This is a genomic window from Dehalogenimonas formicexedens (genome assembly GCF_001953175.1).
Classification (GTDB): domain Bacteria; phylum Chloroflexota; class Dehalococcoidia; order Dehalococcoidales; family Dehalococcoidaceae; genus Dehalogenimonas; species Dehalogenimonas formicexedens.
This window is the reverse complement of record NZ_CP018258.1, coordinates 1,403,556-1,428,382: the sequence shown is the minus strand read 5'-3', so window position 1 is coordinate 1,428,382 and position 24,827 is coordinate 1,403,556. Positions and strand designations below refer to the sequence as shown.

Annotated in this window: 29 protein-coding genes; 16 read left to right on the top strand and 13 right to left on the bottom strand. The window is 50.8% G+C overall.

All coding sequences use genetic code 11. The features are described from left to right. Positions 1–18: 18 nt before the first annotated feature. The 3 genes from Dform_RS07430 to Dform_RS07420 form a co-directional block, all read right to left on the bottom strand. Complete coding sequence (locus Dform_RS07430) at positions 19–582, bottom strand: LemA family protein (protein ID WP_076004443.1); 564 nt, start codon at positions 580–582, stop codon at positions 19–21. Positions 583–594: 12 nt separating this feature from the next. Next, positions 595–1,026 (bottom strand): zf-TFIIB domain-containing protein, encoded by a 432-nt coding sequence (locus Dform_RS07425; protein ID WP_145925548.1) that lies wholly within the window; start codon positions 1,024–1,026, stop codon positions 595–597. Between the two features lie 76 nt (positions 1,027–1,102). Next, a complete protein-coding gene (locus Dform_RS07420) occupies positions 1,103–1,591 on the bottom strand; it encodes a CvpA family protein (RefSeq protein WP_076004441.1) in 489 nt (162 codons plus the stop codon). 117 nt (positions 1,592–1,708) lie between these two features. On the opposite strand from Dform_RS07420, the gene Dform_RS07415 reads away from it, so the two are divergent. From Dform_RS07415 to Dform_RS07400, 4 genes are all read left to right on the top strand, one after another. Next, positions 1,709–2,290, top strand: coding sequence for a YkgJ family cysteine cluster protein (locus Dform_RS07415; RefSeq protein ID WP_076004440.1), 582 nt, complete (start codon positions 1,709–1,711; stop codon positions 2,288–2,290). A gap of 15 nt (positions 2,291–2,305) precedes the next feature. Then, positions 2,306–2,611 carry an antibiotic biosynthesis monooxygenase family protein gene (locus tag Dform_RS07410; RefSeq protein ID WP_076004439.1) on the top strand — a complete coding sequence of 102 codons (306 nt, stop codon included), beginning with the start codon at positions 2,306–2,308 and terminating at the stop codon, positions 2,609–2,611. Between the two features lie 127 nt (positions 2,612–2,738). Beyond that, a complete protein-coding gene (pheA, locus tag Dform_RS07405) occupies positions 2,739–3,578 on the top strand; it encodes a prephenate dehydratase (protein WP_076004438.1) in 840 nt (279 codons plus the stop codon). Positions 3,579–3,651: 73 nt separating this feature from the next. Continuing rightward, on the top strand, positions 3,652–4,725 hold the full coding sequence (locus Dform_RS07400; protein ID WP_076004437.1) for a M42 family metallopeptidase: 1,074 nt from the start codon (positions 3,652–3,654) through the stop codon (positions 4,723–4,725). On the opposite strand, the gene Dform_RS07395 is transcribed toward Dform_RS07400, so the two are convergent. After that, complete coding sequence (locus Dform_RS07395; RefSeq protein WP_076004436.1) at positions 4,722–4,922, bottom strand: YwbE family protein; 201 nt, start codon at positions 4,920–4,922, stop codon at positions 4,722–4,724. The two genes, Dform_RS07400 and Dform_RS07395, sit on opposite strands and share 4 nt — an antisense overlap. Continuing rightward, positions 4,919–5,431 (bottom strand): GNAT family N-acetyltransferase, encoded by a 513-nt coding sequence (locus Dform_RS07390; protein WP_076004435.1) that lies wholly within the window; start codon positions 5,429–5,431, stop codon positions 4,919–4,921. Before Dform_RS07390 ends, Dform_RS07395 begins: the two co-directional genes overlap by 4 nt. A 77-nt stretch (positions 5,432–5,508) precedes the next feature. Here Dform_RS07390 and rlmN point away from each other — a divergent pair, with 77 nt between their 5' ends. Next, positions 5,509–6,609, top strand: a complete 1,101-nt coding sequence (gene rlmN, locus Dform_RS07385) for a dual-specificity RNA methyltransferase RlmN (RefSeq protein ID WP_076004434.1) — start codon at positions 5,509–5,511, stop codon at positions 6,607–6,609. 22 nt (positions 6,610–6,631) lie between these two features. Here rlmN and Dform_RS07380 read toward each other — a convergent pair whose 3' ends face one another. Then, the gene (locus tag Dform_RS07380; protein ID WP_225973659.1) at positions 6,632–7,114 is read right to left on the bottom strand and encodes a DinB family protein; all 483 of its coding nucleotides are present in this window, start codon (positions 7,112–7,114) and stop codon (positions 6,632–6,634) included. 211 nt (positions 7,115–7,325) lie between these two features. Between Dform_RS07380 and Dform_RS07375 the strand changes: the two genes are divergently transcribed. Continuing rightward, positions 7,326–8,123 carry an alpha/beta hydrolase gene (locus Dform_RS07375; protein ID WP_076004432.1) on the top strand — a complete coding sequence of 266 codons (798 nt, stop codon included), beginning with the start codon at positions 7,326–7,328 and terminating at the stop codon, positions 8,121–8,123. A 56-nt stretch (positions 8,124–8,179) separates the two neighbouring features. Here Dform_RS07375 and Dform_RS07370 read toward each other — a convergent pair whose 3' ends face one another. The 3 genes from Dform_RS07370 to Dform_RS07360 all read right to left on the bottom strand — a co-directional run bounded on the left by Dform_RS07370 (position 8,180) and on the right by Dform_RS07360 (position 11,310). Further along, positions 8,180–8,947, bottom strand: coding sequence for a nitroreductase family protein (locus Dform_RS07370; RefSeq protein ID WP_076004431.1), 768 nt, complete (start codon positions 8,945–8,947; stop codon positions 8,180–8,182). A gap of 15 nt (positions 8,948–8,962) precedes the next feature. After that, complete coding sequence (locus tag Dform_RS07365) at positions 8,963–10,759, bottom strand: ABC transporter ATP-binding protein (protein WP_076004430.1); 1,797 nt, start codon at positions 10,757–10,759, stop codon at positions 8,963–8,965. A gap of 95 nt (positions 10,760–10,854) precedes the next feature. Beyond that, the gene (locus tag Dform_RS07360) at positions 10,855–11,310 is read right to left on the bottom strand and encodes a YqhA family protein (protein ID WP_076004429.1); all 456 of its coding nucleotides are present in this window, start codon (positions 11,308–11,310) and stop codon (positions 10,855–10,857) included. 362 nt (positions 11,311–11,672) lie between these two features. On the opposite strand from Dform_RS07360, the gene Dform_RS07350 reads away from it, so the two are divergent. Beyond that, positions 11,673–13,448 carry a chloride channel protein gene (locus tag Dform_RS07350; protein WP_076004427.1) on the top strand — a complete coding sequence of 592 codons (1,776 nt, stop codon included), beginning with the start codon at positions 11,673–11,675 and terminating at the stop codon, positions 13,446–13,448. A gap of 113 nt (positions 13,449–13,561) precedes the next feature. Here Dform_RS07350 and Dform_RS07345 read toward each other — a convergent pair whose 3' ends face one another. Further along, complete coding sequence (locus Dform_RS07345; RefSeq protein ID WP_076004426.1) at positions 13,562–14,230, bottom strand: class I SAM-dependent methyltransferase; 669 nt, start codon at positions 14,228–14,230, stop codon at positions 13,562–13,564. Positions 14,231–14,549: 319 nt separating this feature from the next. Here Dform_RS07345 and Dform_RS07340 point away from each other — a divergent pair, with 319 nt between their 5' ends. From Dform_RS07340 to Dform_RS07310, 7 genes are all read left to right on the top strand, one after another. Further along, positions 14,550–15,020, top strand: coding sequence for a MarR family winged helix-turn-helix transcriptional regulator (locus tag Dform_RS07340; RefSeq protein ID WP_076004425.1), 471 nt, complete (start codon positions 14,550–14,552; stop codon positions 15,018–15,020). Then, positions 15,013–16,647: an MFS transporter gene (locus tag Dform_RS07335; RefSeq protein ID WP_076004424.1), complete on the top strand. Its 1,635-nt coding sequence runs from the start codon at positions 15,013–15,015 to the stop codon at positions 16,645–16,647. Before Dform_RS07340 ends, Dform_RS07335 begins: the two co-directional genes overlap by 8 nt. A gap of 61 nt (positions 16,648–16,708) precedes the next feature. Then, complete coding sequence (locus tag Dform_RS07330; protein ID WP_076004423.1) at positions 16,709–17,584, top strand: DegV family protein; 876 nt, start codon at positions 16,709–16,711, stop codon at positions 17,582–17,584. Between the two features lie 350 nt (positions 17,585–17,934). Beyond that, complete coding sequence (gene heR / locus Dform_RS07325; protein WP_076004422.1) at positions 17,935–18,702, top strand: heliorhodopsin HeR; 768 nt, start codon at positions 17,935–17,937, stop codon at positions 18,700–18,702. A gap of 35 nt (positions 18,703–18,737) precedes the next feature. Then, on the top strand, positions 18,738–19,571 hold the full coding sequence (locus Dform_RS07320) for a DegV family protein (RefSeq protein ID WP_076004421.1): 834 nt from the start codon (positions 18,738–18,740) through the stop codon (positions 19,569–19,571). 14 nt (positions 19,572–19,585) lie between these two features. Further along, positions 19,586–20,368 (top strand): DUF1295 domain-containing protein, encoded by a 783-nt coding sequence (locus tag Dform_RS07315; RefSeq protein WP_076004420.1) that lies wholly within the window; start codon positions 19,586–19,588, stop codon positions 20,366–20,368. A 30-nt stretch (positions 20,369–20,398) separates the two neighbouring features. Continuing rightward, positions 20,399–20,806, top strand: coding sequence for a DUF2177 family protein (locus Dform_RS07310; protein WP_076004419.1), 408 nt, complete (start codon positions 20,399–20,401; stop codon positions 20,804–20,806). Positions 20,807–21,330: 524 nt separating this feature from the next. On the opposite strand, the gene Dform_RS07300 is transcribed toward Dform_RS07310, so the two are convergent. Further along, positions 21,331–22,071 carry a Crp/Fnr family transcriptional regulator gene (locus Dform_RS07300; RefSeq protein WP_076004417.1) on the bottom strand — a complete coding sequence of 247 codons (741 nt, stop codon included), beginning with the start codon at positions 22,069–22,071 and terminating at the stop codon, positions 21,331–21,333. A 124-nt stretch (positions 22,072–22,195) separates the two neighbouring features. On the opposite strand from Dform_RS07300, the gene Dform_RS11455 reads away from it, so the two are divergent. Beyond that, positions 22,196–22,363, top strand: a complete 168-nt coding sequence (locus Dform_RS11455; RefSeq protein WP_192846586.1) for a hypothetical protein — start codon at positions 22,196–22,198, stop codon at positions 22,361–22,363. A gap of 18 nt (positions 22,364–22,381) precedes the next feature. Then, complete coding sequence (locus tag Dform_RS07295) at positions 22,382–22,801, top strand: pyridoxamine 5'-phosphate oxidase family protein (RefSeq protein WP_058439799.1); 420 nt, start codon at positions 22,382–22,384, stop codon at positions 22,799–22,801. Between the two features lie 244 nt (positions 22,802–23,045). Here Dform_RS07295 and Dform_RS07290 read toward each other — a convergent pair whose 3' ends face one another. Both Dform_RS07290 and Dform_RS07285 read right to left on the bottom strand, forming a co-directional pair. Further along, positions 23,046–23,273 carry a hypothetical protein gene (locus Dform_RS07290; RefSeq protein WP_076004416.1) on the bottom strand — a complete coding sequence of 76 codons (228 nt, stop codon included), beginning with the start codon at positions 23,271–23,273 and terminating at the stop codon, positions 23,046–23,048. Between the two features lie 18 nt (positions 23,274–23,291). Next, positions 23,292–24,740: a reductive dehalogenase gene (locus tag Dform_RS07285; RefSeq protein WP_083635400.1), complete on the bottom strand. Its 1,449-nt coding sequence runs from the start codon at positions 24,738–24,740 to the stop codon at positions 23,292–23,294. Positions 24,741–24,827: the final 87 nt, after the last annotated feature.

The window sequence follows — 24,827 nt, the reverse complement described above, 5'->3', positions numbered from 1 at the left end:
TTCAGCTGGCTGTATTTTTTAGGTGAAGGAAACCTTGGGGGCGATGCGCTCGGCTTCGACCTTGACTTCGAAGAACTCGCTCACGGTGAAACCGAACATGCCGGCGATGATGTTGGATGGAAACATCTGGATCTTGTTGTTGTAGTTCAAAACGGAGTCGTTGTAGAACTGGCGGGAGAAGGAGATCTTGTTTTCGGTCGAGGTCAGTTCTTCCTGCAGAGCAAGGAAGTTCTGGTTGGCCTTCAGCTCAGGATAGGCCTCAGCCACGGCCAGCAGCCGCCCGAGAACCGCGGTCAATTCGCCTTCAGCCTGGGCGCGGGTGGCCGGGCCGGCGGAGGCAACCTGCTGCGCCATATTGCGAGCCTTGGTGACGTTTTCAAAGACCTCACGCTCATGCTTGGCGTAGCCTTTGACCGTCTCGACCAGGTTGGGGATAAGGTCGTACCGCCGTTTCAATTGGACGTCGATCTGGGCCCAGGCGTTCTTGACCTGGTTCCGCAGGCCGACCAAGCCGTTGTAGATGCCGATGAAGATCAGGAACAGGATGACGATGACGGCCAGGATGATGATCAGTGCTATCATTCAGCTCCTCCTTTATTTTCCGATGTCAGCTTTTAAGGTGTCTTTCAGAAATGCGAGCATCCCGGAGTCAACCGGGCTGCCGGCGGCCGGTTTCACCTGCGAGAGCATCTGGTGCAATTCTCCGCCGTCGAACCAGATGCCGTCACCCCTGTCGCAGGCGTCGATCAGCACGGACGGGGAGGCGCCGACGTTTTTCTTCAGCATTTTACGGTTGCAGATGGGGCAGCGGCGGTTTTCTTCCGACGTCGAAGCGTCCGGGCGCGTCAAAATGTCGGCGACGCAGAGATCTGCCTGGGGGCCGCAAGTACGCTCGGTGACCAGTTCCAATTCGCCGCGGTCAAACCAGACGCCGTGGCAGGTGGGACAGTAATCCAGGGCGATCTGCTCGTGTTCGACCACGATCATCGGGCTGCTGTCTTTGGGACAATTCATAACTTGCGTCAAGTTTAAGCGTCCTATATGACGCTGTCAATAGCATCTTAGATAAACGGTGACCGGCAAGATCCGGCTAAAACCGGAGCTATTTAAAGAAGTCTTTGATCGAATCGAACTGCGAAGGCAGCAGGCTTAAAACAAACGGGAATTTATCGAGAAGAAATGTGGCCATCACGGAGTTAGACAAAGAGTCAGTGCCGAAGTAACGAGCCCAGATGGCTAAAGCCGCGCCGACGAACAAGGCGCCCATGAACAGTCCGAAAACCGCGCCTAAAAGGCGATTGAGCAATCCGAGAAAAGCGACATTGACCAGTTTGGTCAACAACGATGCGACGATTGAGAAAATGGCCCAAACCACGATGAGAATGAGCACGAAAGCCGCCACATTGGCGACATCGGTATTGGAGATGAAACTGAGAAGACTGCCGGCCAGATTTTCATAGAAACGCCCTGCCAGGAAGATACCGACGATCAGCCCGACCAACCCGGCGAGAGCTTTGATAAACCCCTGGGCGAACCCGGTGATAACCTGGATAGCCAGGATCACGATGATGACAATATCCAGCCAGTTCATATGCTGATTAAAGCACTTACCCTCCGTTCTTTCAAATTCTATTCGTTGACAGCGGCTCGGAAAGGAACTAAAGTGACGGAGAACCAGCTAAACCAAACGTAAAATCGCGGGAAAAACATGCCTGATTTAACCGAAAAGCAAGCGAAAGAACTCGCCGAGGTCAAGGCGATGGTTGAGACCAAGCGCGAGAAGCTCGGAGTGAAATACGACCGTTATATTTCCCGGGTCGTCGCTGTACTGCGCGCCAACAATGCCGCATTCGAAACGATGACGGATGAAGAGATAGTGGAACTGGTCAGGCTGGTGGATGTTATCGGCGAAGAATCGCGCGGCATCATGAAAAAACTGGGTGAATACTGCATGCATTGCGGCTGGTGCTGCTCGCAGACGAATAAGATCGTCGTGACTAAAGAAGACACGGAGCGCATCAGCCGGGCGCTGAAGCAGAAAACTGAGGATCTTTTTATATTCGATGGTCAAGAATGGTCCATGAAGAAGATGCGTCCCTGTTTGTGGTGGAACCCGAAGAACGGACACTGCACCATCTACAACATCCGGCCGCAAGTTTGCCGCCTGTGGCCGATAGCGGTCAACGAGATCGGCCAGAAAATGGTACACAGCGTCTCTCAATGTTCCTACGCGGTGATGGTGCTGGCAAGTAAAGTGATCAGGTACCTGCAGGCGCCGGCTTTGAAGTAGTCTGGAAATATCCGCATGATTGTCAGGATATGGCACGGTTGGGCTGCTCCCGGCAAAGACGATCAATACGAAGAACTTCTGAAGGAAGAGATCTTCACCAGAATCGCCAACCGGTACATCAAGGGTTACCAGGGGATTCGTCTTCTCCGGCGGGATTCTGGAGACGAGACCGAGTTTATTACAATCATGACCTTTGACGATCTCGATGCGGTTAAGGAGTTTGCCGGCGAGGACTATGAGGCGGCGGTGGTGCCGCCCAAGGCCAGGCAGCTCCTTTCTCATTTTGACCAGACATCGCAGCATTATGAGGTAAAGGTTTAATCAGGACCGCAGTTTCCCGGCGCCAAAGCCCGATAAGCTTAATCCTGTGTAAAATCTATTGCCACCGAATCCTTTTGCCGTTATCATAGTAAGAAATCACTCATTCAAAACTTCAAGGAGGCGTCAAATGATCAAAATCTCCATCCAGGGCGCCCGCGGTTCATTCCATGATATCGTCGCCCGAAAGAAATTCCCCGGCGACTCCGAGATCATAGAAAGCGAAACGTTCAAGCAGGTATTTGAAGACGTCCATAAAGGAGTTACTGATTATGGCGTCGTGGCTATCGAAAATTCCGTTTACGGGTCGTTCCTCGAAAACTACGACTTTTTACTGAAATATGACGCGCGCATTGTCGGCGAGGAGTACTTACGCATCGTCCTGAACCTGATCGCCCTGCCGGGTACCAAGATCGAAAACATAACGGAAGTCTATACCCATCCGATGGCGATGAACCAATCCGAAGATTTCCTGGAGAAGCATCCCAAGATGCAGCGCATCGAATCTGAGGATACCGCAGCGGCGGTGAGGTTGATAAAGGGGCAGGAACTGCATACCGCCGCCGCAATCGGGTCTTCTCTAGCGGCCGAGATTTACGGCATGAAGATCCTGGCCAAAGACATCGAAACCGAGAAACGCAACTACACCCGTTTCCTGATAATCGCCCGCCCCGATACCCCCTATGACCTTGACGCCGATAAGACTTCTCTGGTAGTCCGGGCCAAGAACATCCCCGGCGCATTGTATCTGGTCCTGAAATGCTTCAATGACGAGGGTATCAACCTGTCCAAGATCGAAAGCCGTCCCATGGTCACGGGCAGGGTGTGGGAGTATTATTTTTATCTCGATTTTGAAAAAGGTCTTAACGCGCCGGCAACCCAGCGGGCACTCAAAGAGCTCGAAAAAGTGACCAGCATGATCAAGGTGCTGGGGACTTACAGGAGAGACGAAAAAGTCGAAGAGCAGTAGACCTGAATAGGAAGCGGGTAAGGCGCCGTCCAACGGGACGGCGCTCGCTTTTAAAGAAAGAGGGAAAAAAACCATGGACGATATCGAGGGGCTTCTCAAAGAACTGACCGAGGCTAGTGGCGTTTCCGGCTACGAGAGAGAGGTCAGGCTGATCCTGGAGCGCCGGTTTGCCGCCCTGGGCGAGGTGTCCCGCGACCGGCTCGGCAGCGTGATCGGAGTCCAGAAGGGGTCATCGGCGAGTCCCCGGATCCTGATAGCCGCTCACATGGATGAGATCGGCTTTATGGTGAAAATGATCACCAGAGAAGGTTTCATCAAATTCGTCCCGCTGGGCGGTTGGCCGAATCAGCACTTGCCAGCGCAACGGGTGATGATACAGACGTCGTCAGGACCCGTGGTCGGGGTCATTGGGACACCGCCGCCCCATTTGCTGCGCGATAAAGACCGGAACACCACACCCGATAAAAAGGAAATGTTCATCGACATCGGGGCCACCTCGAAGGAAGAGGTCGAAGCCGCCGGGGTTCGGGTGGGCGACCCTATAGTCCCGATAACCGATTTCACTGTGTTATCCGTAAAAGAACCCACATACATGGCCAAGGCCTTCGACGACCGAGTGGGTTGCGCCCTGCTTATTTCGGTGATGGAATCATTAGCCGGCGGGAAGCACCCCAACGCGGTTTACGGCGTCGGGACGGTCCAGGAGGAAGTGGGGTTGCGCGGCGCCACCACCAGCGCCGAGATGGTTAATCCGGATGTGGCGATAATCCTCGATATCGGTCCCATCGGCGACGTCCCGGGCATTAAGCCGGATGAGTCAATTACCAAGTTGGGGGGCGGACCTAACCTCCTGGTTTATGATACCCGGATGATACCGAACCTGAAGCTCCGGGATCTGGTCATGGAAACCGCCAGACAGATGGATATCCCGTTGCAGCTCGATACCCTGGAATTTGGCGGATACGACGGCGGGGCCATCCATCTGCACAAAAGCGGGGTGCCGACGGTGGTGATCGCCATCCCGACCAGGCACGCGCATAGTCACAACTCGATCATCAGGCGCAAAGATTATGACATGACGAGCAAGCTGGTGACCGCGCTGGTACGGAGACTCGATGAAGCGACAGTCGCCGGCCTGTGCGACTAAACCGGCTTTCTGATTGACTGGACCCGCCCTACCTCGCCGCTCACCAGGCGCACCTTGATGCCGTGGGGATGGGTAGGCGACGACGTCAAGATATCCTGGACGACGCCCTCGGTAAGTTTGCCGGATTTCTGGTCGGCCTTCTGAACGATCGAAACCCTGGTTCCGGGCTTGAGATCGGACCGGTTGACGTCGCTCACGGTTGGCCGCCCGGCATGAACTCAAGGTAAACGACATCGAGCCAGGTCCCGAATTTAAATCCGACTTCATGGAAATGACCGACTTCAGTGAATCCGAACTTCCTGTGAAGGTCGATGCTGGAGGCCTGGCTGCCGTCGATGGCGGCGATAATCGCGTGGTACCCGATCTTGCGGGCGCGGTCGATGAGATCTTTAAGGATTGCCGTGCCGATGCCCTGCCTTAGATATTCGTGATGGATGTAGACTGAATTTTCCACGGTAAAACGGTAGGCGTAACGCGTGTGATAGGGTGAAAGTGAGCCCCACCCCACCACTGCCCCTGCCTGTTCGGCGACTACGACCGGATAGGTTTCCGGGGCGTGGTGCTCAAACCATTTCTTCCTGGCTTCGATAGTTTCGGTTTTTTCCTGGTAGGTGCATGTCGAGGCCAGGACATAGTGGTTGTAGATCTCGTTAATAGCCTGTAAATCATCGGTTTTGGCGAGTCTGATCGAAACATCCCTGTTCATAAATTCAGAGTTTACTATGGATGGCGATTTCGGGCAATACGGTTTACATAAATATAAAGTTAGACTAAAATACGCCCATGCGCGACAGCCCGCATAAAGAAAATCTTTCCAACTTGACCTTCGACCAACTGGTGGAATTCGTCCGTGGTTTAAGTGAGCCGGCGTCCGGAGCGAGCGATCTATGGAAGTGGATCTATCGCCGTTTCGAGACGGATTTCGGCTTGATGAACGGCATTCGCCCTTCGTTGATTGAAAAGCTGGAAAGATTTGCGGAGATCACCACCATTGAACCTCTGGAAGAGCGAGTTTCAGCGGATTCCCTGACAAGGAAGGTCCTATTCCGCCTGGCGGACGGGAAGACGATCGAAACGGCTTTGATGTTCTTCAAGAACCAGGGCAGCGGCAGAGACCGGCGCACGATCTGCGTTTCCAGCCAGGTCGGTTGCCCGGTAGGGTGCGCATTCTGCGCCACGGGCCAGCAGGGCTTTGAACGGAATTTAAGCCCGGGGGAGATCGTCGCCCAGGTCCTGTATTTCCTCCGACTTATGGAACGGGAAACTGCTCCGGATGAGGCTAATCCTCAAAGAAGGCTGACCAACGTGGTGTTCATGGGGATGGGCGAACCACTTGCCAACTACGACAATGTGCGACGGTCGATCACGATTTTGAATTCCCCCAAAGGACTGAACATGGGCATCCGGCAGATTACGCTTTCAACCTCGGGAATGGCGCCGGAAATCCTCAAACTGGCTCAGGACGATGTTCAATGCCAGTTAGCCCTTTCGCTGCACGCGGCCAATGATGAACTGCGCCGGCGTTTGGTTCCCCTCGCCCGGAAATATCCGGTAGGGGAATTGATGCCTGTTTGCCGGGAGTACTCTGGAAAAACAGGAAGGCATGTTTACATTGAATACGCCCTTTTTGATCAAGTCAACGATTCGCCGAAAGACGCCGACGAACTCATTGAACTGCTGGGTAAAGGCGGTTTCCCGGTAAATCTGATTCCCTGTAATGAAACATCGGCAAACGGGTTTCACCCGCCGTCACTCGATACTGCGCGGGCTTTTCAGAAGCGGTTGATATCCGGCGGGGTCCGGGCAATGCTCCGCGTCTCCCGGGGTGCTGATATCGGGGCCGGCTGCGGTCAATTGAAAAGCCGCTGGCTGGAGTCCAGGTAAGCCTGGGTGGTTTTGGCAACAACTACCCTTTCGATTTAAACCGTTTAACGTTATCCTCAATCTGTTTCAGGTGCTCCCGAACATGACCTTCGGCGCCCGCCAACAGGTTTTCGAGGGTCAGGGTGCCTCTTTCGGAATGCTCGACGGTGTTTGCCCAGGCCGAGTCAGGAAGCTGAGCCATAAGCTCGTAGCTTAATGATCTCAGCATTCGAAACAGATTCAAGGATTCCTCTACGCTGCGTCCGGGGTAGTCCAGAGAATCCGCCCACCTGTTTTGATCGAAGGCTACTACGGCGCCGCCCGGTTCGGCGATGGCTTTACGAAATCTGATGTAATAGTTGGCCTCGCCATCCGCCACATGGAATATCACCTGCCTGATGCTCCATTCACCGGGCGCGGGTACCCACTTTACGATTTCGGGATCAATGGATTCCAAAACGGAATGTAGCTGATCCGGCACATTCACGAAAGAATCAAGCAATTGTCTCCTGCCAAGCGTCTCCATATATGCCCTTCCTTGCGTTCGAGTTCCCATCATCATAGATGAATTGCCTCCTTTTGACTATCGATATGTTTTAACCGGCAGAGGGCAGTGATATATTAAACTTCGATGGGGTATAAATCCCACCCGGAAGATTTTCAAACGACTCCTGAAAATTTCAGGCGCCTTTCTCGTTGGATTCCTGACGCTCTCGGTTATCGGTTCAATCGCAATAATGACCGTTCCCCGGTTGCCTCTTACGGCTGACCCGGCTCTGATCGCTCCGGACTACCAGAATGTGTCCTTTCCTTCTCGCGACGGGATCGATTTAAAGGGATGGTTCTTTCCGGGTTGGAACGGCGCGGTCATCGTTATCGTACACGGCGGGTTTCAAAACCGGGTAGACGATGTCGCCAATACAATGGGAATAGCCCGCGACCTTGCCAAATCCGGGTTCAACCTCCTTCTTTTCGACCTGAGCGGGAGAGGGGAAAGCGGGGGCAAAGGGGTATCCCTAAAATACGAGCCATCCGATATCGGCGGTGCGGTAGACTACCTGGCCGGCAGGGGGTTCGATAATGGTTCGATCGGGCTTATGGGGTTTTGTTCGGGAGCCGCCGGTGTGTGCATCTACTCCGCCGGCAACCGGGTGGGTGCCGTGGTTCTGGACGGATGTTTCCCTACGGTTCAAACTATGGTCGTTAATCAGGCTCGAGAGAGCCACATCCCGGTTCCTCTGTTAAAGGCCTTCTATTCCACCATGAGGCAGATCGTCAAATATTCATACAGGTATGAGGAACAGGATCCGATCGATTTCGTGTCCAGGATCGACTCGCCGATCTTTTTGATTCATGAGGAATTTGACGACCTAGTCAGTTATCAGGACACCCTCGATCTTTATTCCAGGGCTAACGTGAACGATATTAGCTTGTGGGAAGTGACCGGCGCCTACCACAGCCGGGCGTACGATCGCGACCCGTTAGCCTATATCGATAAAGTCGCCGGCTATTTCGAGTCTAGACTGGCAAAATAACCGGATTCCGCTTTGAGAATGCCACAATACTAGCCCCGACAAATCGAAATTGGTGCCTACTCCCAGTTGTTGATCATCTCACTGACCGACCGGTTCAGTTCAACGGCGAAATCGGACGCGAATTTCCGGAAATAGGTAGCTTGACCGGCATTGGCGTAATCGTGGGCACGATGTCCTGCCCGAAAATCGTTTTCCAAGGCGGCGAAACCTTTTTCCAGACCGCTCTTATCAAGGCGCTTATACCTGTTGGAGTGGACGATCATTTCTTTGTCGTACCGGGTGGTCAATCTTTTAGCCGTCGATGCCGGGTAACCGAAGCATAACATCGTGATGGGGAGGGTGAAGGGGGGCAAATCGAACAGTTCCCGGTGGATTTCGTATCGCTCAAGGATATCGCCTATGTAACACGAACCGATACCCATCGATTCCGCCGCGATGACCGCCGTTTGAGCGGCTATCAGCGCGTCGCAGCAGGCTAGCAGAAGGTCGCCGGTCCCAGGTTTTCGTTCGGGGACGCCGAGGTCCGCCGCTTTCGATGAAACGCCGCAGATCTGGAAGTAATCCATCCATCTCTGGTAGTCGGCGAGGAACAAGAGCACGTAAGGGGCCCTGGCGATGAACGGCTGGTTGTCGCAGGTTACCGCCAGCCGATCCTTCAGTTTTTGATCTTCGACCTCGATGATCGAGTAAAGCATCAGGTTGCCAGCAGTAGGCGCGCGCAACGTCGCCGCCAGAATCTGATCTTTTTCCTCGCGGGTGACAGGTCTGCCGCTGTAAGCTCGGACCGAACGGCGGTTAAGGATTACTTTGAGTGTATCATTCATTGTGCCTCCAACGCGTTAGATGATTTCGACGTTAATGTGATCATCGGGTTCGTTCTGATACAGAAGGGCGCTTTCACTTAACTTATTCTGGATGGTGTAAAGCTTGTGATAAAGGCCTTTCTTTTTCATCAGTTCATCGTGATTCCCGGTTTCGGCAATCCGCTTCCCATCCAGGACAACGATCTTGTCGGCATTTCTGATAGTGGAAAGACGGTGAGCAATGATAATCGTGGTCCGACCGGCGATAAGTCGCTCCAGGGCTTGCTGGATCAGGAGTTCGGTTTCGGTATCGACTGCTGAGGTCGCCTCGTCGAGGATGAGTACCGGGGCGTCCCGAAGCACCGCCCTGGCAATTGAAATTCTTTGTTTTTGACCGCCAGAAAGTTTCAATCCCCTCTCGCCGATGAGTGTATGATACCCCTCCGGCATGGACATGATGAAATCATGCGCGTTGGCCACCCTGGCCGCAGCTACGAGGTCGGCTTCGGTTGCATCCGGTCTACCAAAAAGAATGTTCTCGCGGATGCTGCCGTAAAAGAGAAAGACATCCTGTAATACAACGCTCATTTGTTTGCGAAGGCTCTGCAGGTCAATATCGCCGATGTCTTTCCCGTCCAGGGTCACGGTCCCATCCGTGGGGTCGTAAAACCGGGGGATGAGGCTGACCAGAGTGGACTTCCCCACGCCGCTGGGGCCGACGAGGGCGATAACTTTCCGGGCGGGGATTTCCAGGTTGATGTTTTCCAATACTGGCTGTCCGGGTTTGTATTCAAAACAGACCTTGTGAAAAACAATAGCGCCTGATGCCTTTCCATTTAGCGAAACAGCCGCTTGTTTTTGTTGGGGTTCGGGGGTTTCTTCAAGCAATTCTGCCACACGGTCGGCTCCCGCCAGTGCCCGTTGAATCTGTTCCCAGGAACCCGAGAGCGTTCTCACCGGCTGGTACAGCAGGTCGAGATATAACACAAAAGCCACCAGGTCGGGGATGGAGAGACTCTGGTTAAAGGCCAGGTGGCCGCCGAAATAGATAACGATCACCAGTCCCAGCGAAGAGAAAAAGGCGATAACAGGCTGGAAGGCGGACATCATGCCGATTGCCTTGAGCGACAACTGCCGGTATCTTTCCGCCTGGTGGCCGAACTTTTCGTTTTCTTCGTCCTCGCGGGTGAAGGCCTTGATTTCCCTGATGCCGGAAAGGTTGTCCGCCAGGATGGCGTTCAAATTTCCCAGTTCTTTCTGGCGTTCGCGGAAGGCGGGTCTCACGTACCGCGCGTAAAGGCGCATCAGGATAACGATGAAAGGAATCGGGATCAAAGCCAGCAAAGCGAGCTGCCAGTTGATATAGGCGAGGACGGCACAAACACCCACTAGCGTCACAAAACTCACGAAAATATCCGGAATGGCATGCGCGATAAGGTCTTCGAACTGGTCTGTATCGTTGATTACCCGGGACATCAGTTGGCCGGTTTGCTTGTCCTGGAAGAACCGCAGCGAAAAACGTTGCATCCTCTCGTAGATATGCTTTCGAAGGTCGGCGACGACGCCCCATCCAGCCACATGGGCATAGTAGGAACGCAAGAACTCCAGACCCGCTCGGGCCAGGTAAATACCCAATACGAACAAAGTGATGCGGCCGATGATGCCCAGTGTGTCGGGGGTGATCGCGGGACCTGAAAACAACGACAGCAGGCTCTTGATCGTCCAGGGTATGGCAAGCTGAACCGCCACCAAACAGAGCATAGCAAAGATGGTGACGGAGAGGACGAATCGATACTTACGAGCGTAGCTTAGTACGAGGTTGAGAGCTTTCACCGGATCTTACCCTAAAGATGTTGGCGTATTATATTGCGTTTCCGCGGGAAGTTTAAGGAGACCGGAAAATGGCATTAAAATTGGCTCTGTGATCGTCAGTCGGTTTTACTCCCGAAATAGCCAAAGGCGACTAATACGGTGGCAACAACGGCGACTCCAAGGCCAAAGAAGAGTGTGCCCTGGGGGTCCTGCCATTGTACCAGGTGTTTCAAGAATACGATGCCCATAACCATAATAACGACGCTGCTCAATTTCACCTTAAGGTCATGCAGGTTGTGGATGATGAGCCATTCCGGCAGGTTGAGCTTGCCGATGAAAAGTTCGTAAATGCCCAGGGCGAAGATCAGCAGTACAATTGCGATCAGGAATATATCCATTATCTCGATCAGGGATACCGACGCGGCGGTATCGGCATCTGAAGCAGTGAGGAAACTGATGACGATTTCTCCCGATTTGTACAGTCCCCAAACGAACGCGCTCGCCGAGGCCACAAGTGTCGATACAACACCGATAAGGGTTAAAAACTTGGTTTTTTCCAGAATCGATTTCACAGCTAACACCCTTTGAGTATTTATATTGGGCGATCCGTAAACGGCTGAGCATTATACCACACTTTTCAGGTGGTATTGTTCGGTTTATGCCTTCCAGGTAATTGGCGTCGGCCTGCAATGGTAGAAGAACGTCCCGTTTACGATTATGAATTTAAATTTGTCTTGAAGGAAAAGATCAAAACTCGCCGTAAATGGGAATATATTGCTGAATATGTCCTGAAAATAGTTGCCTGGTTGAGTTTGAAGATGACCCAAAATTGGGCTAATATCTGGGCAACTGGCCCATCGCACGCGGGTCAAATTGTTACGACCAAGGATTTTCTCCAGGGTTTTCTCGGGTTACGTATTGTTTTGTTGGTACGATGTCTGTTCACATAAAGAAACAACTGCTCGGGATTTCGACCTTCATCGGCCGCGGTTATCTTCGCAAATGGCTTGTCATCGCTATACTCATCGGAATCGTAGCCGGTGTCGGTTCGATTATTTTTTATATGGCCATCAACTGGGCCACCTGGTTGTTTCTCGAAAAAGGCGCCGGTTTTATTCCCCCTTCGCCCGCGGGCGAAGGCGCTACGGTGGTGAGCGATATCGCCCGGCGCTGGATGATACCTGTCGTTTGTACCGTTGGCGGCCTGATCAGCGGCTGGATTGTCTTCAAGTTCGCCCCTGAAGCAGAAGGACACGGCACTGATGCCGCCATTAACGCTTTCCACAACAAAGAAGGCTTTATCCGCCGGCGCATCGCGCCCATCAAATTGCTGGCATCCGCGATAACCATCGGCTCCGGGGGCAGCGCCGGCCGCGAAGGCCCGGTGGCTTTGATAGGCGCCGGGTTCGGCTCCACCATCGCCGATATTTTCAGGCTCAATTCCCATGACCGGCGTATCGCCCTGGCAGTCGGTATCGGCGCCGGCATCGGCGCCATCTTCAAAGCCCCTTTAGGGGGAGCCCTGATAAGCACAGAGATCTTGTATAAGCGGGACTTTGAGTTCGAGGCGTTGTTGCCCTCATTTATCTCATCCATCGTCGGTTACAGCATATTCGCCTCCTGGCACGGTTGGGATCCGATATTCAACATCAACTCCACCTTTGCTTTTAACAAGCCCCAGGAACTGCTCGGTTACGCCATCCTGGGACTGGTCTGCGGTCTGTTCGGCATACTTTATGGGCGATCCTTCTACAGAATAAGAGATCGGTTCAAGGCGTGGAACGTTCCGCGGTGGATCAAACCAGCGGCCGGCGGTTTGGCGGTAGGCGTTATCGGCATGTTTTTGCCCCAGATATTGGGCATGGGCTACGGCTGGGTCCAGTTGGCCATCAATAACGATACCGCCGCCCTGCCCCTGGGGATTATCATCGCGGTCATATTCGCAAAAATCGTCGCCACCGGACTTTCTGTCGGTTCCGGGGGAAGCGGCGGGGTGTTCGCGCCGGGGCTGGTGATAGGGGGAATGGTTGGAGGCGCTACCTGGACGCTTTTACGCGGCGCCGGAGGAATTGTCCCGGCTGACCCCGGACCCTTCATCGTCCTTGGCATGATGACGCTGTTCGGGGGTATCGCCAAGGCGCCGTTGGCGATCATGATCATGGTCAGTGAAATGACCGGGAACTATAATCTGCTGATCCCGAGCATGGTGTCGGTGGTCATCGCCTACGTGGTTAGCGAGAAAAGTTTCATCTATGAAAAACAGGTCAACACCAGGGCAGATTCGCCCGCCCACCGTTCCGAATACGGGGTGCCTCTGCTGCATAAAATACGCGTCGTTGACACCATGACCACGAGGCCGTTGACTATGTCATCCGGTCTTGACCTGGCGGATCTGATGGCATGGATGAATGCGCACAAGATCGAAGCCGTGCCCGTGGTGGACTCAGGCGTTCTTACCGGTATTATCACCACCAGGGACATTGCCAAGGTCCACGAGGACAAATGGCCTCAAACTCTTATCCGGGATGTGATGACCAGGAAGCTTATTCTAGGTCACCCTGACGAAACGCTTTATTCGGCCTTCCACAAAATGACCGAGCACAAAATCAGCCATCTACCGATCGTTGAACGGGGAGAACCCGAAAAGCTGGTTGGTCTGCTGGCTTTGAGCAACGTGACCTCGTGTTATGATTCGGTGCTGCTTAAGTAACCTTCGAGGGTTTTTATTTAAGCGGTATCGCTGACGAGTGGTGGCCGATCTTCGTGATGCCGTGTGGAGACAGGTTCACATTGAACCAACAGAGACATTCGGATCGGAACTGTTCAAGCCGCCGTTGATATCGTTACCGGCAAGCCCCACATTCTAACCGTTTGAGATCCTGTGAGTTCAAATCCCGCGGAGATTAAAGAATCGTTGAAGTAAATCGGCCGGCAATCCAGGTATTTTGGGAAAGTGCCATGCACCCACTCATAGAGTTTTACCATCAGGCTTCCGTCCCTGGCCATGGCCGCGACACAGATTCTTCCGGTTGGTTTTAGCACCCTGCGGCATTCAGCCAGTACCACAGGTATTTCTGGGGTGTCGAAGAGTTCGAGCGTAAAACTCATAAAGATGCCGTCGACCGATTCCGATGGGCGGGGCAACTTTGTCGCATCACCCCTTAAGAGTGAAACCCGCTCGATCAAGCCTTGGGCGATAAGTTTCCGCTGAGCCCGCTCGAGCATTTTCGGTGAAAGGTCCAGACCGTAAACCTTGCCATGTTCGCCGACACACTTTGCGATTAATACAAGAGAATTGCCGGTTCCGCTGCCGATTTCGAGGACGGTTTCTCCCGGCTTGGGATCCAGTATTGCTATGGCTGCCTCCAGTATTTTCTTTTCGAAGCCACCCTCGAGCAGGTCATACCACCGGCTCAAGCTGTTATAGTTTGAAATCGCTTCATCTCTCGTGCGTAATACCCTGGAGATATTTCTATTTGACGTGCGGTTCATGTTGCCGCCTTTCTGTGTCTTTTAAGACGCGCGCATGGAGAAATAACCTTTGTGGGGGAACCTCGGTTTTTATGAGCGGCTGTTGACACCGATGATCCCATTGATGCGATGACCTTTTTTTCACACGTCCATTTATTCATGTTAAACCCTTCAAGCCACTTCATACCAGCCGGGCAACGAAGGCGAGCCTGCAGTTCAGGCAATCGGTAACCAACCAAAAAGCGTCTTTCCGATTTCCCCCCCCTTATCCGAATGCACTCAGAATTACGCCGATACTCGGCTCCTACAAATTTATCTGCGATATTGATATAATTAAAAAATGAATGATTCAATAATAAATCAACGGGACATCGCCGATGAGATCGCCGATAGCGCCTATCACGCGTTGCATCTGCTGCATCGTGACCTGGTAAATCTGCCGGGCCGGAAAATTGTTCACCACAACCTGGCGATTTTGAATCTGCTCGCTTTGAACGGCCCACTTCCGGCTTCGGAACTTGCCGGAAGACTGTCATTGACCAGACCGCAGATGACCCAATTCATCGACAGGCTGGAGAGCGAAAACGCCGTTTCTCGAAGCAGTGATATCAATGACCGGAGGCGGATCAGTATCAAAATCACGGATCAAGGCCGGTCGATCCTGGCCGGATATCGCCGGGCTGTCCGGGACCACATCGCGGACAAGTTGAATAATCTGGGAGCGGGGCGGGCTGAGGCCCTCGTTAAAGCCCTGTCACAGGTAATCGATATAACACAGGAACTGACACGCGGAGGGGATGCCGATGCCTAAATCCACCTCTCATAGCAAATGGTTGGTGCTGGGTATCCTGGCAATCGCGCTTTTCATGATCAACCTCGATGTCACCATCGTAAACATAGCTTTGCCGAGCATTATGAACAGCCTTGAAGCCTCTCTCGTAGATGCGGAATGGGTTGTCAATATTTACATTCTGGTTTTTGCCGTCAGCTTGATTACCATGGGACGCTTTGGTGACATTTTTGGGCGCAAGCGGCTGTTCATTGGTGGGCTGATACTTTTTACCACGGCTTCCTTTGCCTGTGGCCTATCCCAGAACATCCAGATGCTGGTAACCAGCCGAGCTCTTCAGGCTTTCGGTGGAGCCGCGATGATGCCCGCCACGCTTTCAATATTGAATGTAGCCTTCAAAGACGGAGGGCGGGGGCCGGCAATGGGGGTTTGGGGCGCGGTTTCCGGGGCTGCCAGCGCCATGGGGCCGATCATCGGCGGGCTTCTGGTCGATAAATTCTCCTGGGGCTACATCTTCCTTGTTAATATTCCGTTGGGGGTAATCGCCATAATCGCCGGCTGGATTATTATCAATGAGTCAACCGATCCTGCGGCAATCCGGCATATAGATTGGCCGGGAGTCGGAAGCGCCACAGCGGGCATGGCAGGTCTGACCTTCGCGCTGATAGAAGGCCAGCGCTTCGGCTGGAGTTCACCGGTTATCCTTGGTTCTTTCGGAGTTTTCGTGTTAGGGCTGATGATGTTTTTCTTTATCGAAAGGCGCAGTCAATTCCCACTCATCCAGCTGCAGCTGTTCAAGAACGTTAACTTCGCTGCTGGAAACGTCGTGAGCGCGCTTCTGATGTTCGGACTTATCGGAATTCTTTTCCTTTTGGTTCTTTACTTCCAGATTGTACTCGGGTTCAGCGCGGTGAAAACTGGCCTGGTCCTCCTGCCCATGTCGGCCGTCGTCGTATTCATTGCTCCAATGGCAGGCAGGATGGCGGAACGTAACGGCGTACGCTGGATACTGGCTTCCGGCATGTTGATCATATCGCTCGCCATCTTTTTTATGGCACACCTTTCCATCAATACGACTTGGCAGTCTTTGATTATACCTTTGATATTCGCGGGCGTGGGGATGGGGCTTATTATGGCTCCGGTGAACACGGTGATGATGGCGGCAGCTAAAGTTGAGCAGTCGGGGGCCGCGAGCGGAATTATGACGACCATGCGACAGGTCGGCAGCTTGCTCGGGATTGCAGTGCTGGGAGCAGTATTACAAGCACGACTTGCTAGCGGGCTGATTTCGGCGCTGACCAACACGGCCGGCATACCGGAATCAATAAAAACAAGCATCATCAATGCCATTAATGACGGAAGCCTGAGTGCCGGAGGGATGGGCGTGCTGAATGGAAGCGGCGTACCGGAAACGGTCCAGGCTGCCGTAGGCCAAATGTTTATCAGCGAGTTTGCCAACGCCTTGAACGCGGCGATGGTCGTAGCCGCGATCTTCTGTTTCATTGGAGCAGTGGCGGCCTTATTTATCAAAAACCCTGGCCAATTCCCGAAAATATCAAACGCCGGTGCCGGCAACGTCGCGGAAGGCCCATTTCTCGTTGAAACAAAAGGCTTTATACCAGGTGATCCAGATTACCTGAAAAGATAAATTTGATTAACACGAATAGCGGTATCTTTTTGAGAGTAATAATCGAATTTGGAGATGAATTATGAAGATTGTCGTGGATAGCGGAGTCGATTTGAACATGACCCCGGAAACCATGTCGGAGATGGGCATCCACCAGGTGCCCCTGAGTGTTACCTTTAAGGGAAAAACCTATAGAGAAGGAGTGGACATCGACCGCGTTCAGTTTTATTCGATGTTAAGTGAGAATTCCGAGTTTCCAGTGACCTCACAACCTTCCCCGGGATTAATTGCCGAGACATACAAAGCAATAGCCTCCAAAGATCCGGATATCCTCTCGATTCACATGTCATCCGGCCTCAGCGGCACCTATGATGCAGCCCGTGTCGCCGCCGGTTTGGTACCCAATGCTAAGATCACTCACTTCGATACCAAGACACTTTCCGTGGCCTCCGGCTGGCAGGCGATAGCGGCTGCCCGTGCTGTTAAGGTCGGGCAACCTATTGAACAGGTGTTATCGATTATGAAACGAATTGGTGACGCAACGGACACTCTATTTACGCTTAAGGAACTGCGCTATTTGATTCATGGCGGGCGTATCAGTCACATCAAGGGTCTGATGGCTTCACTCTTGAATATCAAACCGATAATTGGGGTTGAAAAAGTACATGGGAAATATGTCCAAATGGGTCAGGCCAGGACCTTTAACAACGCAATCGAGAATTTGGTGAGCCTGGTGACGGGCCGATACCCGGCCGGAACCAAACTTCGGGCCCAAATTGTATATGCTCAAAATCCGGATGGGGCTGACATGCTTAAAAACGCTCTGGACAAGATTTCTAAGTGTGACTGGATGCCGAAATTCACCATTTCATTGGTGCTTGGTGCCCATACAGGCCCCAGCGTAGTCGGTTTAGCCTTTGCCCCCGACGCAACCTTGCGGGAAGTTGATCTGAGTTGAAACGAGCTAGGTACCGATTGATTATTTTTCGTCAAATGTGATCTGGGTCACTGTGGGCTTAAGTGGCTATGTATAAAATACTTCAAACAGATCTTGAGGTGACGTCATAATCAATCTGAAAAATTGCCCAAATGCCGCGTTAGAGACCTGTTCGATAGCAATGATGAACACGGGCGTTATACGATATGTATAAAATGCGGGTAGGCTATGGTGGAAAGCCCATTTCACCCGAATTGGTAGCATCTGAAGTGTCAAAGCGCCCTGGCCGGTGTACGGTTCGATAGTGTATTGATAGATATAAACTTGATGCGAATACGCAATAGAATACAAATAAATCAGAAGGAGGGATTATGGTAATCGATCCGGTGACAGAGGGCAAAATCAAACGATTGCGCGTCTTGAACGTCGTCGTGGGCCTTATCCTGGCAGTGCAGGCGTTAGCCATCGCGTTTTTAACCAATGGGTTCTCTTTACCCGTTACCTCCACCTTTATAAGCGGCCCGCCCGGAACCGCCCCGGAACTCAGGAACCTGTTTGATATTCCCACTGGCTGGGGCGTTTTTGCCTTCTTGTTCATTTCCGCTGCGGCTCTTTTGATCATTGCCTCGCCGCCAGTGTTCCCGTGGTATAAGCGCAACCTCCTCCAGAGCCGCAATTACGGCCGGTGGATCGAGTATTTTTTCAGCTCGTCGATCATGATCGTACTCATATCGCAACTCACCGGCATCAGTGACATCGCGGCGCTGATGGCGATATTCGGCGTAAACGCAGCCATGATACTTTTTGGCGCCGTTCAGGAAAAATACGAAAAACCGGGGAATGGGAACCTTCTACCATTTTGGTTCGGCAGTTTTGCCGGAATTATTCCCTGGCTTGCCATTTTGGTTTATGTCTGGGCACCAGGACTGAATGTCTCGCCCCCCGGTTTTGTCTACGGTATTATCATCTCGCTATTCATCTTCTTTAATTGTTTTGCCGTCAACATGATTTTGCAGTACAAAAAGATTGGACCCTGGAGGGATTACCTATTCGGCGAACGGGCCTATATCATCCTCAGTCTTACCGCGAAGGCACTGTTAGCCTGGCAAGTGTTCTTCCCGGTCCTGATGCCGGCATAACTGCGTTATGCTTGGAAACTAAGAGAGGATACTCAATGGCGGTAAAAATTATCACCGACAGTACCTCGGACATTCCTAAATCGGTAGCCGACGCATTGGACATCAGGGTTGTCCCAATCTACGTGCGGTTCGGCGACAAGACTTACCGCGATGGAGTAGATATCGACCCTGTTGAATTGTATCGCCTGCTGACCACTTTAGATATGCATCCGGCCACATCACAGCCGAATCCCGAAGATTTCGTTGCTGTCTACAACGAATGTTGTTGCAATTCGGATGGTATCCTATCCATCCATATTTCATCGAAGATCAGTGGAACCTATAACTCTGCGTGTTTGGCCAAAAAATCGTTGGCTAAAAGTTGTTCGATAGAGGTAATGGACTCCAAATTTAATTCTGCGGGTCTGGGGCTGGTCGTGCTTGCAGCCGCCCGTAAAGCTAAATGCGGCGGAAGCCTTGCAGAGGTAATCGCAGAAACCAATAAAGCCATAGCCGAAATCAAAATGCTGGGAATGTTCAAGACTATGAAATACCTCGCCAGAAGCGGGCGGGTTAATAAAACCATCGCCTCGGCGGCTCATTTCCTGAGCGTCATGCCGCTTCTAACTTTTCATTCCGGTGAAATTACCCGCGCCGGCTTCGTTCGTACTGTTACCCAGGGTATGAAGCGCATCATTGACTTCGTGAACAATAACATGCCAGTAAAAGAGCTAAGTATCGTTCACAGCGAAGTGCCCAACGATGCAGCCCGGCTGAAGGAGTGCATTAGTGAATTTGTTCCCGAAGAAAAGATAGCCATTTCACAAATGGGCGCTGGATTGGGTGTTCATGGTGGTCCGGGTGTTCTTCTGGTTGGCATTAGGACCTGAGGGAAAAATCTGTTATGGATACTTCTGAGGTCATAATCCTATCCGGGGCGATTATCCTTATTTACATGAGCGCATTATTTTTTGTCGCTCTTAGACTCAAGGATAATTCGATCGCAGATATCGCTTGGGGACCTGGCTTCATATTAGTCGCTGTCACTACCTTTTTAATGACTAACGATTTTGCTTTACGGCAAATTCTCGTCCTTAGCTTGGTGATGATCTGGGGTTTCAGGCTGGCGAAACGCATTTATCGCCGGAACCGTGGCAAGGGAGAAGATCCTCGATACCAAAAATGGCGCGAGGAATGGGGCTCAAGTTTTTTAATCAGAAGTTATTTGCAAATCTTCATTCTCCAGGGGTTTTTCATGTGGTTGATCTCAATGCCTGTGGTGTACATTATGGTCGCATCAACTGGCTCTCTGGGATGGCTTGACTTTGTAGGAACTGCTATCTGGGGAACAGGATTCTTTTTTGAAGCCACCGCAGATAAGCAGCTGGATTGCTTCTTATCCGATAAATCCAACAGGGGCAAAATTCTTGATCGAGGCTTGTGGCGTTATTCCCGTCACCCCAACTATTTTGGCGAGGTAATCCAATGGTGGGGCATTTTCATTGTTGCGCTTAATTTGTCAGGCGCCTGGTGGACTGTCATAGGTCCTTTGACGATCACGGGGTTAATACTATTTGTCTCAGGAATTCCCTTGCTTGAAAAGTCAATGAAGCAGAATCCCGGTTTTCAAGACTATGCCAAACGGACCAGCGTTTTTATCCCGATGCTCCCTAAAAAGCCTGTTTAACGCTGAAAAAACTTTTCTAGCGGAGATTATATGAGTTTCTTTAAATTAGCTCTGGTTTATGTGATCACTCTGATCGTTTTTCTGGGAATCGATGCGCTTTGGCTAGGGGTTATTTCCAAGAACTTTTACAGAACCCATCTTGGCGGTTTACTTAGAGATTCCTTTAACATGGCTCCGGCAATTCTATTTTACCTCCTTTACGTTATTGGTTTGATGGTGTTTGTGATCGTCCCGGCAGTTAACAACAGTTCAATAGCCCAGGCGGTTGGTCTTGGAATTCTTTTTGGTCTGGTTGCCTACGCAACCTATGATCTAAGTAATTTTGCGACTTTGAAGAACTGGCCTCTAACTATTGTCGTCTCAGATCTAGGCTGGGGGATGTTTATCAGTGGAATAGTATCAGTTGTAGGTTATTTAGTCGGCAATGCTTTGAAGTAGTGTAATAGCGTGGGGTTTTCTTTTCTAGATAGAGGATTTTGTGGACTTTCAGAAACTTTCAGGAGCGGCCTATGTCGTGTTATTTCCGTCATATACAAGAGATATTTAAAGATGCGGGTATAACGATCAGTACTCACAACAAAAAACAAATTGATCAGGCCATACACGAATTCCTGGGAATAACCTACAAGGATTGTCCTACCACATTGAAGGCTTTGAAAACAATTATGATCGATAAACAAAAGCGTGACTTGCTGGTCCAAGAATTGAAAACTGCATATAGATAGAACTCCCGAAAGATTCGAAGATTCGCATGAAAACGAGCCTCTGGGATCATCTCCCAAAGGCTCGGCTGTGTTTCTGGTGGAGACGGGGGAGAGTCGGACTATACCGGAAACACGGGAGGTCCTGGGTTGGCTGTTAATGAAACGGACCGAGAGTCTACAACCTTCGGTTTGTTGTTAATGCATAGTCCTCTAGGAGTCTAACTCCGCCTGAAATTCCTTTAATGCAAAAGCATCCAATTATTGAGTCCTCTGGAAACAATCGCAGCTCGCAGTGTGACCCTTAATAGGGAGGGTTTCTTTTGACAAAGGTTCACTTAAAAACCATTTACTTACCACCAACTTGTGATCGAAATCGACCTTCACAATGCCGGCAAGTTTAAGTGACTTCATAACGTTTGTAACCATGACCCGGGAGGCCCCAACCAAGGCGCCAAGATCATCATGAGTCAACCTGAAGTTCAGTTTCATCCCATCTAGGGTTTCCTGGCCGTGTTCCGTGGCAAGCCGAGCTAATGTGCGACAAAGGCTGGAGCGGGTGTCATAAATAGCGACGTCGGCCAGTTGCTCGGTTATCCGCCTAATCTTGTCTCCCAGGGTTTTAATCACTTTTAGCGATAGTTGGCTATTCTGCGTAAGGAATCCCTCAAAATCACTCTTATAACAGGAACATAGCCGAGAGTCCTCCTCGGCAACGGCACCAAAGGTGCGTAACGAATCATCGAAGAGAACTTCTTCCCCAAACAATTGATTGGCGGTCAAATACCCAAGGACAATTTCCTTACCATACTCCGAGGTCTTTATCAGTTTCACCCTGCCTTTAGTCACAATGAACACAGAGTTAGCCGGTTCACCTTCGATAAACAGGTATTCGTCCTTAAGATATTCTGACCGTCGAAAAAGTTTACGGATTTCTCCCTTTTCTCGCTCTTCCAGAGATTCAAATAGCCACATATCCGCCATACAGTTCAAGTACGTCATCTATTCCTCCACGTAACTCGCCTATTTTACAGCAAGCCATAGCATCAAGTTTGTAAACTATTTTACCGACTTCGCTCACATTATGATGCCAAAATGGACCAAAACACGAAAGGAGGGATCGTTCATGGCGACTTGGGCGTTCATATTCATTTTGGCGGCTGGCATCTGTGGTTTTACTCTCAAAACAGTTCACAATCCGTTGAAAGGTTTCATTACCGCCAAGCTTTTTTGGGTGCACCTATTGCTGGGTCTCACGGCGATGACTCTCGCTATCATCTCATTATTGGACTAATCAAGAAGGAGAATTGTTATGGCCAAGATGTCAAAAGAGGTTATTGGACTGTTTCAAGATCCCGGAGTCCCCAAGATGGTGGCAACGATAAGCCGTGCTGGTGAACTCAATGTCACCCCCAAAACGAGTATGACAGCAATTGACGACGAAACGCTTGCTTTCGCCGACTTGTACGGCCGCACCACAAGGACATTCAAGAATCTCGAGGAAACAAAAAAGGTGGCGATTGTGGCAATGAAATTGCCGGTTGCTCAACCATTCACCACTTACCAGGTTAAAGGCACCTTTCAGAAATACCTAACTTCTGGGCCAGTGTTTGATACATTCGCTAAGGCTCTCAAAGAAGCTATGGGGGTGACTATTAGTGGAGTCGGCACGGTTAAAGTGGATGCCGTATATTCCCAGTCACCGCAGGATAAGGGGAAGCTAATGGCTTAGGAACTTGCAGGAGCCAACTGGTCATGCAAGAGGGCCCCGATCCCTCTTGCTTGTTTTGAGGGGCTACCTTCAAATAAAAAGATTAATTCAACATTCTAACAGATTGTTCAGGTCACAACGGCAGATGTTGTTACTTGGACTGGGAGTCAGAATTCCCCGGGGACTCGGCCCGCCTAGATTGTTTGTCCAATAAGCCAATGGAGAGGCTGAAGAAGCCCCTCCATTGGCCATAGGTTATCTGTTACTAATCCGTCACACTAGATTTGGATTTTTTTAGGGCTGACCTTAAACCAAAGGTCAGATACAGGAAGATAATCAATGGGATTCCTATAAGCAAGGAAAGTACCTTGACAGTGCCAGGCTGAGATTCTGCTAGGGTAGCAAATATTTCATGAGTCAAGAAAAATGCCAGAATAAGAGAAATCACTCCAAAAAGCCATTGATACCATTTAAAGTCAATATTTAATTTCATGTTTTTTCCTCTCTCATTTTAAATAGCGGGCAGGTACTGGTGCCAATATTCAGCCCTGCCTTCATCTGAGATGACGTCACTGTAACCGGATAGCGTATCCATTTTAGTAAAGAAGCTGTTCATCACAGGAGTAGTGGACACTACACCCTTAACTACTTCATGAATCCAAGCTTTATGATCTTTACTAAAGACACAATGGCTGGAACATCGACGACACACACCAACTGGGCGAGAGGCAGGAGCGAAGGCTGTAACTGCATTAGAAAAATACCACTTTACGCATTCAATGGATTTATTAGGATATCCTTTATGGTCATTGGAAGCACTCCAGGGACCAGTTGCTCGATCCCAAGTTGGCTCTCTATACTCTTCTACTGTAGGAATTGCTCCGGCTGGGCAAACGTCGGCGCAAATACCGCAGGTTTTACAGAATTCTAAAGCTCCAAAGTCTATCGGTTTAGTAGTAGGTAGAGGCAAATCTGTGAAGAGAATACTGGCAAAATTACCGGTCTCACCTTCGGGTTGCGAGACCGGATTGTGAATTCGGTTGTATTCGCCTATGCCTGAGAGGATACCCCAAACATTCGTCGGAGTCCCTGTGAATTTGCTTGTTGTGCCATCTTCAAACCAATAAGATTGGTAGCCTAAACCCCAAAGGAAGTTTTGAAGCTTATGACCATACTCACATTTCTCCATATTTGATACAAAGGCTTGAGGGCTGTTGACGGTACGACGATAGTTGTTAGGATCTCGGGGACTTCTATCGTAAATCACGATGGCATACTTGCACTTTTCTGGCATGACGAATGTACCATTAGCGTCATACTTGTAATCTGGGTTGTTCTCCAATCTTACATGAGTGTTAAAAAGGGGTTTACGCGGTCCGACGCTGTTATCATCCACTCTTGCATAGCCAATTGCCCCTGCACCAAATTGCCGCAGGAAAGTTCGAATCATGAATGCGTTTTCCGTTTCGGAGCCTTCCCACTTCGGTACACCTAAGGTTTCATGAGTAACTTTTATTGTTCGAAAACCTTCAGGCGGATATTTTAGATATCCTGTTTGTCCTCTATCCAAAGAAGCCCAGGCTCCAACTTGATCACGCAATGTAAAACCTGGCCGGTTGTTTTTAGCTCCTTCAATGGCATTGTTCTGTTGAGAAGCCAGGATGGCAGCAATCTCCTCTTTAGAAACATATAGAGGAGACAAACCAACAGATAGATGGCCCGCATAGGGGGTGCGCAGTTTCAAGTCGATTTCTACTGTAGGAATGTCAACCTCTTTAACCCACCAAGGACGTTTTTGCATGGATGTAGTGGAGTTAAAAGTTTCGGCAGCACTTATGCTCATCATTTCGTCGAGATCATGGAAAAGTGGAGCACTTGCGCTCATGCCAGCTATGGCTGCAGAACCTAAACCTATAGATTTCATAAAATCTCGGCGACTCATTGTGGAATGCGATTTCATATTACCTCTTTTATGTTTTGATTTTTGTTGGTTCCTTGACTCTGTGACCCTTGTTTACTAGAATGAACACAGGGAGGCGACAAGACA